Annotated in this window: 13 protein-coding genes; 8 read left to right on the top strand and 5 right to left on the bottom strand. The window is 72.3% G+C overall.

Annotated features, from left to right (window positions below; all coding sequences use genetic code 11):
- Positions 1-13: 13 nt before the first annotated feature.
- The gene (locus tag ADL34_RS20475; RefSeq protein WP_062670343.1) at positions 14-1,219 is read left to right on the top strand and encodes an acyl-CoA dehydrogenase family protein; all 1,206 of its coding nucleotides are present in this window, start codon (positions 14-16) and stop codon (positions 1,217-1,219) included.
- On the top strand, positions 1,216-1,614 hold the full coding sequence (locus ADL34_RS20470) for a RidA family protein (RefSeq protein ID WP_062670341.1): 399 nt from the start codon (positions 1,216-1,218) through the stop codon (positions 1,612-1,614). The genes ADL34_RS20475 and ADL34_RS20470 overlap by 4 nt, the downstream gene beginning before the upstream one ends.
- A gap of 76 nt (positions 1,615-1,690) precedes the next feature.
- On the opposite strand, the gene ADL34_RS20465 is transcribed toward ADL34_RS20470, so the two are convergent.
- Positions 1,691-1,915 carry a DUF5999 family protein gene (locus ADL34_RS20465; RefSeq protein WP_062670339.1) on the bottom strand — a complete coding sequence of 75 codons (225 nt, stop codon included), beginning with the start codon at positions 1,913-1,915 and terminating at the stop codon, positions 1,691-1,693.
- A gap of 237 nt (positions 1,916-2,152) precedes the next feature.
- On the opposite strand from ADL34_RS20465, the gene ADL34_RS20460 reads away from it, so the two are divergent.
- The 4 genes from ADL34_RS20460 to ADL34_RS20445 all read left to right on the top strand — a co-directional run bounded on the left by ADL34_RS20460 (position 2,153) and on the right by ADL34_RS20445 (position 8,046).
- Positions 2,153-2,608, top strand: a complete 456-nt coding sequence (locus ADL34_RS20460; protein WP_062739804.1) for a DUF6299 family protein — start codon at positions 2,153-2,155, stop codon at positions 2,606-2,608.
- A gap of 361 nt (positions 2,609-2,969) precedes the next feature.
- Positions 2,970-5,099, top strand: a complete 2,130-nt coding sequence (locus ADL34_RS20455) for an ATP-binding SpoIIE family protein phosphatase (RefSeq protein WP_062670335.1) — start codon at positions 2,970-2,972, stop codon at positions 5,097-5,099.
- A 341-nt stretch (positions 5,100-5,440) separates the two neighbouring features.
- Positions 5,441-6,766, top strand: coding sequence for a hypothetical protein (locus tag ADL34_RS20450; RefSeq protein ID WP_062670333.1), 1,326 nt, complete (start codon positions 5,441-5,443; stop codon positions 6,764-6,766).
- A gap of 206 nt (positions 6,767-6,972) precedes the next feature.
- Positions 6,973-8,046, top strand: coding sequence for a hypothetical protein (locus ADL34_RS20445; protein ID WP_062670331.1), 1,074 nt, complete (start codon positions 6,973-6,975; stop codon positions 8,044-8,046).
- Positions 8,047-8,520: 474 nt separating this feature from the next.
- On the opposite strand, the gene ADL34_RS34965 is transcribed toward ADL34_RS20445, so the two are convergent.
- Both ADL34_RS34965 and ADL34_RS20435 read right to left on the bottom strand, forming a co-directional pair.
- Complete coding sequence (locus tag ADL34_RS34965) at positions 8,521-8,937, bottom strand: class F sortase (RefSeq protein WP_079034301.1); 417 nt, start codon at positions 8,935-8,937, stop codon at positions 8,521-8,523.
- A gap of 217 nt (positions 8,938-9,154) precedes the next feature.
- Positions 9,155-9,994, bottom strand: coding sequence for a DUF4397 domain-containing protein (locus tag ADL34_RS20435; protein ID WP_062670486.1), 840 nt, complete (start codon positions 9,992-9,994; stop codon positions 9,155-9,157).
- 201 nt (positions 9,995-10,195) lie between these two features.
- Between ADL34_RS20435 and ADL34_RS20430 the strand changes: the two genes are divergently transcribed.
- Complete coding sequence (locus ADL34_RS20430) at positions 10,196-10,798, top strand: DUF4383 domain-containing protein (RefSeq protein ID WP_062670329.1); 603 nt, start codon at positions 10,196-10,198, stop codon at positions 10,796-10,798.
- 5 nt (positions 10,799-10,803) lie between these two features.
- Positions 10,804-10,998 carry a hypothetical protein gene (locus ADL34_RS20425; RefSeq protein WP_062670484.1) on the top strand — a complete coding sequence of 65 codons (195 nt, stop codon included), beginning with the start codon at positions 10,804-10,806 and terminating at the stop codon, positions 10,996-10,998.
- 4 nt (positions 10,999-11,002) lie between these two features.
- Here the strand turns inward: ADL34_RS20425 and ADL34_RS20420 are convergent, their stop codons facing one another.
- Together ADL34_RS20420 and ADL34_RS34960 are read right to left on the bottom strand one after the other, a co-directional pair.
- Complete coding sequence (locus ADL34_RS20420; RefSeq protein ID WP_062670327.1) at positions 11,003-12,532, bottom strand: helix-turn-helix domain-containing protein; 1,530 nt, start codon at positions 12,530-12,532, stop codon at positions 11,003-11,005.
- Positions 12,533-12,597: 65 nt separating this feature from the next.
- A complete protein-coding gene (locus ADL34_RS34960) occupies positions 12,598-12,795 on the bottom strand; it encodes a DUF4236 domain-containing protein (protein WP_079034300.1) in 198 nt (65 codons plus the stop codon).
- Between the last annotated feature and the right edge of the window lie 64 nt (positions 12,796-12,859).

Raw genomic sequence — 12,859 nt, 5'->3', positions numbered from 1 at the left:
CAGGAGGTCGGCAATGCCCGCATTCTCGCTCGATCCACCACAGACCACCTGGTGCGCCGAACTGCGCACCCTGGCCGCCGAACGGCTGCGCCCGCTCGCGGAGAAGGGCGAACCCGGGCACGTCAACCGCGCGCTCGTCGCCGAACTCGGGCAGCTCGGGCTGCTGGAGCGGCTGTTCACCTCCGGCGCCGTCGACCTGTGCCTGATGCGCGAGTCCCTCGCCTACGCCTGCACCGAGGCCGAGACCGCGCTCGCCCTCCAGGGCCTGGGCGCCCACCCGGTGCACGCCCACGGCACCCCGGCCCAACGGGACCGCTGGCTGCCCCGGGTGGCCGAGGGCACCGCGATCGCCGCCTTCGCCCTGAGCGAGCCGGCGGCCGGCTCGGACGCGGCGGCCCTGGAACTACGTGCGGAGGCAGGGCTGGAGGAGGGGCTGGCGGAAGGGCTGGTGACGGACCCGCTCCCGGCCGAGTCCGCACCGGCCGCCGAACCCGACGGCACCGCGCGCTGGCGGCTCACCGGCGAGAAATGCTGGATCTCCAACGCCCCCGAGGCCGACTTCTACACCGTCTTCGCCCGCACCACGCCCGGCGCCGGCGCCCGCGGCGTCACCGCCTTCCTGGTCCCCGCCGACCGCCCCGGCCTCGGCGGGACGAGCCTCGACATGCTGTCCCCGCACCCCATCGGCGCCCTCACCTTCGACGCCGTGCCCGTCACCGCCGACGACGTGCTCGGCGAGATCGACCGCGGCTTCCGGGTCGCCATGGGCACCCTCAACCTGTTCCGGCCCAGCGTCGGCGCCTTCGCCGTCGGGATGGCCCGCGCCGCCCTCGACGCGACGCTCGCCCACACCGCCGAACGGGACGCCTTCGGCGGCAAGTTGAAAGACCTGCAGACCGTCGCCCATCAGGTCGCCGAGATGGCCCTGCGCACCGAGGCGGCCCGCCTCATGGTGTACGCGGCGGCCACGGCGTACGACGAGGGCGCCGAGGACGTCCCGAAGCGGGCGGCGATGGCGAAACTCCTCGCCACCGAGACCGCGCAGTACGTCGTCGACCAGGCCGTCCAGCTGCACGGCGCCCGCGCCCTGCGCCGCGGCCACCTGCTCGAACACCTCTACCGCGAGGTGCGCGCCCCGCGCGTCTACGAGGGCGCCAGCGAGGTGCAGCGCGGCATCATCGCCAAGGAGCTCTACGCCGGCAGGGAGGCCGCCCAGTGACCGCTGAGCGCGTGAATCCGCCCGACCTGTCCCCGCCCACGGGTTTCTCGCACGCGGTGGTCGCCACCGGCTCGCGCGTGGTGTTCCTGGCCGGCCAGACCGCGCTCGACGGCGACGGGAAGGTGACCGGACGGACGCTGCCGGAGCAGTTCGAGCGGGCGCTCGGCAATCTGCTGACGGCGCTCGCGGCGGCCGGCGGGACCCCGGCCGACCTCGCCCGCGTCACCGTGTACGCCACCGACGTCGCGGACTACCGCGACCGGGCCGCCGAACTGGGCCGCGTGTGGCGGCGCCTGGCCGGGCGCGACTACCCGGCGATGGCGGTCGTCCAGGTCGTCCGGCTCTGGGACGAGCAGGCGCTGGTGGAGCTGGACGGGTTCGCGGTCCTGCCGTAGCTGTTGTCGTTGTAGCCGCCGTAGCCGCCGTAGCCGCCGTAGCTGGTGTGGCCCCGCACCACACCGGAGCGTCGGCTCACGCGGCCTGCGCCAGGCGGGCGGCCGGAACCCGGAGCGGCGCCACCACACTGCCGTCGGGCAGCAGGGCACCGCTGTCGTCGAACACGATCGAGCCGTCGCACAGCAGGCTCCAGCCCTGCTCGGGGTGTTCCGCGACCACATGTGTGGCCGGCACGTGTGCCGTGACCATATGTGCGGTGCCGGACTGGGCGGACGGGCACGAGGATCGGTGAGAGCACATGGCGCACCTCCACATGGACCGGACGAGCCGTGGGGGCTGTCCGTGTGGTTCGACCATGCGCCCACCGCGCCCGCGCCGGAACCGTCCGGCGCGAACCGTGACACCGCGCGGACAACTCCCTGACCGCCCCGCGACGGTCGGGGCGGACTCGCCACCGAAGGGGTGACGATCACGTCCTCCGACCCACGCGCCGGGTACGAGTGGAACGCCCCACTCCGCCCACCGGGAGGTCATCCCATGCCCCTGCGCCCCGCGCTCGCCGCCACCGCCGGCGCCGTCCTGCTCCTGCTGGCCGCCGCGCCCTCGGCCCCGGCCGCCGACACCGACTCCACCGCCGATGTGAAGGAGTCCGTGACCGTCGACAAGAAGATCCGTCTGGCCTCCGACGGCACGGTCACGGTGTCCGGCACCTACCGCTGCGCCGACGCCGAGGGCCCCGTCTTCGTCAGCGCCTCCGTGGCCCGCAGGAAGCCCAACACCCGCCACGCCATCGGCGGCACCCTCGCCGAGTGCGACGGCAAGAAGCACCGCTGGGTGAACGAGGGCACCCCCACCCCGTCCACGCTCAAGACCGGCAAGGCGGACGTCGAGGCCACCCTCGTCGAGCTGCGCCCCGTGGGCCTGCTGGGCGGGCTGCCGCTGCCGTACTTCCACGCGAAACTGAAGAAGAACGCGACCCTCGTGAAGGCCTGAGGGCCGCCGCCCCACGCGTCGCCCCCCGCGCCGCCCCCGCGCCCCCTCCACACGGCTCACCGCGCCGCGCCTGCCGAACCCGGGGGCGCGGCGCGGGCCGGGAGACACCCCGGGCCGGGAGACACCCCGGGCCGGGAGACACCCCCGGAGCGGGGGAGCGAGGGTGCGGGCTGCGGGGAAGCAGGAAGGCGGCGGAGCAGGAACGCGGCGGCGCAGGAACGCGGCAGAGCCTGGCCCACGCCCGCTCCACCCCCCTGAACACCCCGCAGGGCCGATCGGACGCGCCCGGTCCGGCGACCCGGGCCGTCCACGTGCCACCCCCGGTCTGAGACGGCGGCCCGGGCGGCGTACCGTCGTCTTTGTGGATTCCTCGGCCGGCCAACTTCTCGCGCGAGCGGCACAGGAGCTCAGGCGGCGCGCCGGTGAGCTCTCCGCCGAGGTGGAACAGTGCCTGCGGCGCGAACTCCCGGCCCTCTACGACGCGCCCGACGTGGCCCGCGTCGTCTCCCAGAACGTCATCGACCACATCTCCGCCGCCCTCTCCGGCCTCGAACACGAGATCGAAGCGAGCCGGATCGAGCTGCCGGCCGCCGACACCGCCCGCTCCCTGGGGCTGGCCCGCCACGGCACCCCGCTGAGCACCGTCCTGCGCGCGTTCCGCCTGGCCCAGGGCATCGTCAACGACCGGCTCCTGGAGGAGCTGCCCCGGCTCAGCGGTGATGCCCAGCAGGTCAGCGAGGCGGCCCGGGCCCTGACCGCCATGTCGACCACCTATGTGGACCGCGTCTCCGAACAGGGCGTGGAGGCGTTCCAGGAGGAGCGGGACCGCCGGCTGCGCTGGCGGTCGAGGATGGTGAACGAGGCGAGCATGCGCATCGGCACCACCCTCGACATCGACCGCACCGCGCAGGAACTGGCCGACCTCGCCGCCGAACGCTTCGCCGACTTCGTCACCGTGGACCTCCTCGACCCCCTGCTGCGCGGCGAGGACGCCGCCGTCGAGACCCCCTTCGTGCTCCGCCGGATGGCCCAGGGCCCCGCGGACGCCGAGGGCCCGGAACCGGTCGTCCGCCCGCAGGAGATCCACCGCTGCCACAACGGCTCCGCCACCGAGCGCGCCCTGGCCACCGGGCGGCCCTCCCGGCACCAGCACGACCGGTCCGAGGACCCACGGAGCGTCCACTCCACGATGGTGGTACCGCTGCGCGCCCGGGGCACCACGCTGGGTCTCGCCGAGTTCCACCGCTGCGGCACCCCCACCCGCTACGACGACGAGGACCTCCTCCTCGCCGAGGAGATCGCCGCCCGCGCCGCCGTCGCCGTCGACAACGCCCGCCGCTACACCCACGCCCGCGCCACCGCCCTCACGCTCCAGCGCAGCCTCCTCCCGCGCAACGCGCCCCTGCAGTCGGCCGTGGACGTCGCCTACCGCTATCTGCCGGCCGGCTCGGACGCCGGGGTCGGCGGCGACTGGTACGACGTCATCCCGCTGTCCGGCGCGCGGGTGGCCCTCGTCGTCGGGGACGTCGTCGGCCACGGCATCCGGGCCGCCGCCACCATGGGCCGGCTGCGAACCGCCGTACGCACCCTGGCCGACATCGACCTGCCGCCCGACGAACTCCTGACCCATCTGGACGACGTCGTGCTGCGCCTATCCGCCGAGGAGGGCGGGGACCAGGACGGCCCCAACGACGGCGACATCGGCGCCACCTGCCTGTACGCCGTCTACGACCCGATCTCGCGCCGCTGCACCCTGGCCCGGGCCGGCCATGTGCCCCCGGCCGTGGTGGTCCGCGAGGGCCGGGCGGAACTCCTCGACCTGCCGCCGGGCCCGCCGCTGGGCCTAGGCGGCCTGCCCTTCGAGACGGTCGAGGTGGACCTGCCGGAGGGCAGCCTCATCGCCCTTTACACCGACGGCCTGATCGAGGCCCGCGCCCACGACGTCGAGGGCGGTCTCGCCGCCCTGCGGGAGGTCCTCGCACGGCCCGCGCCCAGCCTGGACGCGGCCTGCGACGCCGTCCTGGAGGCCCTGCTGCCCTCCACCAAGCCGGACGACGACATCGCCCTGCTCCTCGCCCGCACCCGCGCCCTGGGCGCCGACCGCGTCGCCACCTGGGACCTCGAGCCCGACCCCGAGGAGGTCGCCCGGGTGCGCGGTGCCGTCTCCAGCCAACTCGCCGCCTGGGGACTCGGCGACATCGACTTCATCGCCGAACTGGTCGTCAGCGAGCTGGTCACCAACGCCATCCGCTACGGCCGCCCCCCGATCAGCCTGCGCCTCATCCACGACCGCGCCCTCCTGCTGGAGGTCTCCGACGCCAGCAGCACCACCCCGCACCTGCGCCGGGCCCGCGTCTTCGACGAGGGCGGCCGCGGCCTCCTCCTGGTCGCCCAGCTCGCCGAACAGTGGGGCACCCGCCACGCCCGCCGCGGCAAGACGGTCTGGGCCCAGCTGAGCGAGTCGGCGGAACTGCCGCTGCCGATCCTGTAGTCAGATCAGGCGCCACGCAGAGGCGTCCGACCCGGCCACCGACCTCACGGCGGGGACCCTGCGCACGGCCTGCTACGTGATGATCACCCGCGCGCGGGAGCGGCTGGTCGTGGGCCGGCAGTGGAGCCGGATGCCGCGGCACCTGGAGAGGCTGGACGCGTGGACGCACAGAGGGTGACGCGACAGCCGGCGCCATCGCCGGTGAGCGGAGTGAGTACCCGAATCCCTCACGGCCCGATGTGTCGTGAGTGGCCTGCACACGCTGCGGTGTGAGAGCGCGAGGATCTACCGTTCTGTTGGACGTCAGCCGTGGGCTGGCGTGGATTGATTGAGGGGGGACGATGATCGACTATCGCAAGGAAACAAACATTCCGGTCTGGACGCTGGCGACACGTGATGTCCAGGTGCCCGCGGTGATCGGACGCGGGCCGATGACAGCCGAGCGGCTGGCCGAACTCCGGGGCGTGCTGGCCGCGTTGGCCGAGCAACCAATCGCGACGCTCGAGGCGCACCCGCTTCCGGACAAGCTCGACCGCAGCCAGGGCATCCCGCTCGACGCCGCCAGCCCGTTGGCGCAGCACCTGTCGCAGCTCATCACCGAGTCGGCGAAGGCCTCCGCCGTGGCCTCCAAGGCGACGGCTTCCGGCGAGTTCCTGTGCCGCGTGGTGGTCCCGGCCAAGGTCGCCGAGGAGTTCGGGCAGGGGCTGGTTCGCTGGATGGTGCCCAAGGCGTCGACGGGGAGCGGGTTCTACGGCGCTCTCGTGCACTCGACGACGGGCCAGATCGCCGCCAAACCGATCCTCGTGCCGGTCAGCGGAGCGGCAGCGGCGGGCACGGTCGGCGGTGCGGGTGCGACCGCCGGTGCCGCGGCGGCCGGTGGAACGCTGCTCACCGTAGCCGCGCCGCTCGTGCTGATGGCGGTGGCCGTCGGGGTGAGCGCGCACGCCGACCGCAAACGGCAGCAGGCCATCGAACGTATCACCGACCTGCTGGAGCAGATCCAGGCCGATAGGCTCGACGACGAGCACAGTGCGCTGAACGGCTGCCGTGCCGCCATCGACAAGGCCACGGCCATCCTGCTCGACCAGGGCAGGCTCGGCGTCTCACTGGGACTCGACTCAGCGGTGCACACCATCGACACGGCGCTCAGCAAGGCCGACATCCGTCTGACCCGTTGGCGCGCCGCGCTCGGCAAACTGCCCGACGGCGAGTCCGTCGAGATCGGCACCCTGAGCGAGTCGTTCCCCGGCGTGGACGAGCCCGGCGGCATCTTCCGCTCGCACCTGCAACTCGCCTCACTTGCCGTTGCGTTGAAGCGACGCGTCAACGTTCTCCAGGCGGTCGAACGAGCCCAGAGCGAGCCCGACAATCTGTTCGAGAACTTCACTCGCGCCCTCAAGGACGACGAGCAGCGTCTCAACGAGCTGGAAACCGGCATCGCCGGCGTCCTGTTGCGCCTGTCGTCCCTGGAACTGGCACGCCCGAGCGGCAAGCGCCCTGTTTTCACGACCGGTGAGGTCGACCGGCTCCTGCGCGCGGCGTACCAGATCCGCAGCCTGGGCGACGGCGTCGCACTCGACGGCCGCCCGACAGACCTGGCGATCGAGATCGCCCGCGAGCGGGACGGCTCGGTGGTGGTGTTCCCGGCGCTGCCCGTCCAGCTGTAGACCCGTGATGTCGAACAGCGCCGCCCGGACGGTCTTGCCGCCGGTGAGGGCGGTGACGAGGGGCAGGCTGCGTCCGCCGGTGGGGAGCGGGTCGGGCTCCGCCCGGCAGGGAGGCGGAGGGCGTCGCTGCCCTCGATGTGGAGCCGGTGGAGGCGGGAGACGCGAAGGGGCGGGGGCTGTCAGTGGTGGGTGGCAGGATCACCGGCATGGCGTTCGAACGGACTACTCCGCCGCGGCCTGTCGACGTGACCGCGGTCTTTCCCGAACTGGCTCCGCTGGCCCGTCCCGCCGTCCGGCTGCATCCCCGCCCGGGATCGCCTTCGGTCCGGGACAGCTCGGTCGGGGGCCCGTTGCTGTGGCCGGCCAGGGAACCCTGGCCGCACTGCGAGGACGCGCACCTGCATGGTGACAGCGGATTCCGCGAGTCACCGGCAGAGATACGGCTCGACAGGCACCGGCGGGCCCAGCGGTATGGCGACCCCTACGGCCCCTCGTTCACGCCCGAGGAGGTGGCGGCCCTGGAGCGGAAGGCTGCGCGGCTCGCGGAGCGGCTGGAAGCCGGCCCGCCAGAGCCCGAGGAGTGCCCGGTCCCCCTGCTGCCCGTGGCCCAGCTGTATCTGCGCGACGTGCCCCTGCTGCGGCCGCCCGCAGGGGCCGATCTGCTCCAGATCCTCTGGTGTCCCTACGACCACGAGCCGAACTGGAAGCCCGCGACCGCGCTGTTCTGGCGGTCCGCGGCCTCGGTCGTCGACGTCCTCGACGCGCCACCGGAACCGTACGAGGCCAACTACCCGGGCTACGTGCCGGAGCCGTGCCTGCTGGCACCGGAGGCGATCACCGAGTATCCCGACAGCCTCGATCTGAGCCCGGAGCTGAGGGAGGCGGTGGGGGACTGGAGCAGATGGCAGGCGGCCGGCGCGGACCTGGACGACTCCTACGAGGAGTATCCGGTGGAGTTCTACGACAGCGACCTGGCCGACGCCCCCGGCTGGAAGGCCGGCGGATGGCCGCCGTGGGGCCGCACCGACCCGTACCCCCGGTCCTGTGCCGTCTGCGAAGCGCGGATGGTCCCGCTGCTGACCATCGCCTCCTTCGAGTGGGACGGCAGTACGCACGGCTGGGCCCCGTACGAGGACCGGGCCGCCGCCCATGCAGGCGCCCACATCGCCGGTCTGTCCCCCGCGCAGCCCACGAGGGTGGAGGTGGGCAGCGCCGACAACATGCAGCTCTACGTCTGCCCGGCCTCCCCCGAGCACCCGCACACCGACCTGATCCAGTGAACGGCCCGCTCCAGGGCGGACGTGAACGTGCGCAGGCGCGAGCCGGACCCCGTACAGCCGAGCGAGCACACGGGGGCTGTTACGCGCGGTAGGCGGACCGGCGCCGCAGGGCAGGCCCGCGGCCTGCCCTGCCCGCAACCACCGGACGAGCGGGACGCCGGTGGCCAGGACGAGCACGAGGAAGCCCTCTCGAGCTCCCGCGCCGGCTGACCGGGCGCTTCGTCGCACGGATGCCCTCCGAACGGGAGACGGGCGGCCCGGGTGCCACCTGGGGTCCGGGAGTCCGTCGGACTCGTGCAGGACCTCCCGCGTGATGTGCCGCCACACCCGCTCGGGCGGCGCCGCCGGCAGGTCCGAGGTCTGGGCACCGCGCGCGGCGGCCACCACGCGGATCATCCGGTCCAGTTCACGGCGGCAGCCTGGACACGACACGACCTGCCGCAACACGAGCCCTTCGCACGGGAGGCGACGCCGTCACTCGCGCACCGGCTCCGCCGTGACGACGAGGTTGGCCTGGTAGCCGCCGCGCTCGGGCTCGAACGGCGGTGCACAGGTGATCAGCGTGAGGACGGGATCGCCGGTTCGGCGGAACGCCGAGGGCGGCAACTCGTCCTTGGGCACGGTGGCGCGCGAGACGACGCGGTAGACGACCGGCGCGGCCTCCGCTCGCCGGACCTCGACGCCATCGCCGCGCCGTACGTCGTAGAGCGCGGCGAACTCGCCGAGGTCGCCCGTCTCGCCGTCCACGTGCCCGACGAGCACGGCCGACCCCTCGGGGCTGCCGGGCGCCGGGCCGAAGCGGTACCACCCGGCCATGGAGGGGTCGTCGGGGACGGTCATGTCTCCCCGCTCGGTCACGCCGACCGGCTGAACGCGGGCGTCGAGGCCCACGTCCCGAACCTGGACGCGCTCCGGCGGCGCGGCCGCGGCGGTGCCGGGCGGTGACTCGGTACTGCTCGGCGCCGGGGCCGTCGCCGCTCGCTGCCGCGCGGGCGCGGACCCGAAGTCGGGCGGTGCGGGTGCGGGCTCCGACGGCCCGCACGAAACGGCGAGGACGGCTGCCACAGCGGCAGCCGCCGTCGCCGGTCCGGTCAGCCGTCGGGCGGTGTCAGCCACGCCGGCCGGCGACCCGGCGGGCCACCATGACGCCCGTCAGAGTGATCGCTCCGGCCGCCGCGGCCCACGCGAGCCACTGGTCGGAGGAGTTCGGCGTGACGGCGGCACCGCTGACGCCGGCATGCGCCCCGTCGGGCATCGTCTCCATGCCGCTGAACGTCTGGGTCGCCAGCGCCAGGTTCTTGTCCGCGGCGCTGCCCCAGGCGTAGACGATGTTGCTCGTGCCCTCCTTGAGGTCGAGGTCGGCCGGGCCGATGGCCACGGTGTCGGTGCCGGCCAGGACGACGTCGGCGTTCACGGTGCCCGCGTCGACGGCCGCGCTGTCCTGGTTCGGGTTGGTCAGGTCGGTGAAGACGGGCTGTCCGCCGGCGCGTACGTCGACGGCGGGCGCCGCCGCGACATGGCGCACGGTCAGGCGTGCCTTGCCCGCGTCCACCTTCGAGACGTCGTTGACGAACGCCGTCAACTCCGGCTTGCCGTTGGCGGAGAGGTGTGCCGCGACCGTGGCGTTGCCGCCTTCGGACACCTTCACCTGCTTCTCCAGGGCGGGGGTGCCGTCGGGGTTCTGACCGGCTTCGAAGATCTCGATGTCGTAGGTCCCCGCCTTCAGGGACTGCGGATCGGTCACCGTGCCGGGCTTGAAGTCGCTGAGCAGCTTGTCGCCGTTGGCGTAGACGTCGACCGTCATGCCGGGAATGCCGTGGAAGACGGACACCATGCCGGTGTCCTGTGCCTGTCGAGGAGCAGCCATGGCGGCGGGTGCGGTCACGCCGAAGGCCAGAGCGCAGGCTCCGGCCGATGCGGCGACGGCGATGGTGGTCCGGGAGGTCATGCGGATCATCCCTTCATAGGGCTTATGTCTGCTGAGGTCTCACAGGGGCTTCGCTGCCGGGGGGTGCCACGGATGCGCCGGCGCGACCGGTTTCTCTGCCGTGCGCGCGGGGACGAGGGGAGTCGTTCGCCGAGAGACGGATTCGCCGGTCCGCATGACCCTCGCCGCATCCAAAGCCGACATAGGGTCCGAAACAGGGTTATGAAGCTCAGGGACGAACTGCCCGTCGATCACCATCTCGCCACCGTCTACCGCTACGGCGCAGGCTTCTGCGGCGTCGTCCTGCTGGTCTTCGCGGGACTCGGCTTCGCCGACGCGCTGAGCCCGTTCGACACGGCCGGCGACACGATCGCCGGTATGACCACCAACGTCGCCCTCAGCGCCATCTCCGCCGTCGTCGGTCTCGCGCTGCTCGGCGGCGCGGTCATCGGCGGCAACTTCGCCTCGACCCTCAACATGACGGTCGGCGCGCTGTTCGTGCTGAGCGGTTTCGCGCACGTCTTCGTCCTGGACCGCCCGGCCAACATCCTCGACTTCGGCATGACGAACGTGATCTTCAGCTTCGTCATGGGGCTGATCATCGCCACGTTCGGGATGTACGGCCGGGTCTCCAGCAAGCTGTCCCACGACAACCCGTACTGGCAGCGCCGGCACCCGGAGCAGGCGGCACGCGAACGCGAGGCGGCCGCCGCCCTACCGGTCTCAGGGAGGGGGCGGCACCTGCTCCCCGTCACACAGGGTCCCGAGGGCACCGGCGACGGGCGGGCGCCAGAACGGCGCCCGCCCGCGAGAGGAAAGCGGTGAGCAACGTGACCGAACCACTCAGCAGGCCGACCGAGACGCCTCCCGTCGAGGGCTCGACCGCCGAGGCGCACGAAGAACGTCCGGACGGCGGCGTCTGGGAGCACCCCTACATCTGGCTGGGGCTGGTCGTGGCCGGATCCCTGATCATCGCCGGGTTCTTCCTGCTCCGCTTCCTCGACCTGACGGCATCGGTGTTCTGAGGACTCAGATGTCCCGGAAGATCTCGATCTGCGCCCCGATCGAGTTCAGCCGCTCCGCCAGGTCCTCGTAACCGCGGTTGATGACATACACGTTGCGCAGCACGGACGTGCCGTCCGCCGCCATCATCGCCAGCAGCACGACCACGGCGGGGCGCAGGGCCGGCGGGCACATCATCTCGGCGGCGCGCCAGCGGGTCGGGCCCTCCACCAGGACGCGGTGAGGGTCCAGGAGCTGGAGGCGGCCGCCGAGGCGGTTGAGGTCGGTCAGGTAGATGGCGCGGTTGTCGTAGACCCAGTCGTGGATGAGGGTCTTGCCGGACGCGGCGGCCGCGATGGCCGCGAAGAACGGCACGTTGTCGATGTTCAGGCCGGGGAACGGCATCGGGTGGATCTTGTCGATCGGCGCCTCCAGCTTGGAGGGGCGGACCGTCAGGTCGATCAGCCGGGTACGGCCGTTGTCGGCGAAGTACTCGGGGGTGCGGTCGTGGTCGAGGCCCATCTCCTCCAGGACCGCCAGCTCGATCTCCAGGAACTCGATCGGCACCCGGCGCACCGTCAGTTCGGACTCCGTCACCACGGCCGCCGCCAGCAGGCTCATCGCCTCTACCGGGTCCTCGGAGGGGGAGTAGTCGACGTCGACGTCGATCGTCGGCACGCCGTGCACGGTCAGGGTCGTGGTGCCGATGCCCTCGACCCGGACGCCGAGCGCCTCCAGGAAGAAACAGAGGTCCTGGACCATGTAGTTGGAGGAGGCGTTGCGGATGACGGTGACGCCGTCGTGCCGCGCGGCGGCGAGCAGCGCGTTCTCCGTCACGGTGTCGCCGCGCTCGGTCAGCACGATCGGCCGGTCGGGCCGCACGGACCGGTCGACCATGGCGTGGTACTGGCCCTCGGTCGCCGCCACGTCCAGGCCGAAGCGGCGCAGCGCGATCATGTGCGGCTCGATGGTGCGCGTACCGAGGTCGCAACCGCCCGCGTAGGGCAGCTTGAAGTGGTTCATGCGGTGCAGCAGCGGGCCGAGGAACATGATGATCGACCGGGTGCGCACGGCGGCCTCGGCGTCGATCGCGCCCATGTCCAGCTCGGCGGGCGGCACCAGTTCCAGGTCGACCCCGCCGTTGATCCAACGGGTGCGCACGCCGATGGAGTTGAGGACCTCGAGGAGGCGGTAGACCTCCTCGATCCGGGCGACCCGGCGCAGTACTGTGCGCCCCTTGTTGAGCAGAGAGGCGCACAGCAGCGCCACACAGGCGTTCTTGCTCGTCTTGACGTCGATGGAACCCGACAGCCGACGTCCGCCGACGACCCGGAGGTGCATCGGACCGGCGTATCCCAGGGACACGATCTCGCTGTCCAGGGCCTCGCCGATACGGGCGATCATCTCAAGGCTGATGTTCTGGTTGCCGCGCTCGATGCGATTGACGGCGCTCTGAGAGGTGCCGAGCGCCTCGGCGAGCTGCGTCTGTGTCCAGCCACGGTGTTGCCGGGCGTCACGGATGAGCCTGCCGATGCGTACGAGGTAGTCGTCTGCCATGAGGCTGAGGCTATCTCACATATGAGATGGCACCTCTCAGGGGGGTCCATTCGGGTGACGGCCTGTCAACGCCCCCTGCTGGTACGGGTGCGCCGCCATCCGAAAGGTCCGGGCAAATCCATTGATGTCGTACGACGTCCGGTACTGCTGTGGGTGTGTCGCGGGCCGTTCTTGCCACCGGTGGTGATGGACCAGGAGCGGCGGTTGATGTTGAGCCGTACGCCCGGAAGGATCCGGAAGCTCTTGCGGAACGTGAGGGGCATGCGTGCCTCCCTTTCCAGTCGGTTGCCAGTCGGTCAGGTGCTCACCCGCTTACCCCGACTTCGC

The sequence above is a fragment of the Streptomyces sp. NRRL WC-3605 genome, assembly GCF_001509795.1.
GTDB classification, from domain to species: Bacteria; Actinomycetota; Actinomycetes; order Streptomycetales; family Streptomycetaceae; genus Streptomyces; species Streptomyces viridochromogenes.
The sequence above is the reverse complement of the archived record's forward strand: the minus strand, read 5'-3'. Positions and strand labels throughout refer to the sequence as shown.

Excerpts from the sequence above, each read along its gene's own strand:
- ADL34_RS20475 (WP_062670343.1), top strand. The coding sequence starts at position 14 with ATGCCCGCATTCTCGCTCGATCCACCACAGACCACCTGGTGCGCCGAA.
- ADL34_RS20465 (WP_062670339.1), bottom strand. The coding sequence starts at position 1,915 with ATGTGCTCTCACCGATCCTCGTGCCCGTCCGCCCAGTCCGGCACCGCA.
- ADL34_RS20460 (WP_062739804.1), top strand. The coding sequence starts at position 2,153 with ATGCCCCTGCGCCCCGCGCTCGCCGCCACCGCCGGCGCCGTCCTGCTC.
- ADL34_RS20450 (WP_062670333.1), top strand. The coding sequence starts at position 5,441 with ATGATCGACTATCGCAAGGAAACAAACATTCCGGTCTGGACGCTGGCG.
- ADL34_RS20445 (WP_062670331.1), top strand. The coding sequence starts at position 6,973 with ATGGCGTTCGAACGGACTACTCCGCCGCGGCCTGTCGACGTGACCGCG.
- ADL34_RS20435 (WP_062670486.1), bottom strand. The coding sequence starts at position 9,994 with ATGACCTCCCGGACCACCATCGCCGTCGCCGCATCGGCCGGAGCCTGC.
- ADL34_RS20430 (WP_062670329.1), top strand. The coding sequence starts at position 10,196 with ATGAAGCTCAGGGACGAACTGCCCGTCGATCACCATCTCGCCACCGTC.
- ADL34_RS20420 (WP_062670327.1), bottom strand. The coding sequence starts at position 12,532 with ATGGCAGACGACTACCTCGTACGCATCGGCAGGCTCATCCGTGACGCC.
- ADL34_RS34960 (WP_079034300.1), bottom strand. The coding sequence starts at position 12,795 with ATGCCCCTCACGTTCCGCAAGAGCTTCCGGATCCTTCCGGGCGTACGG.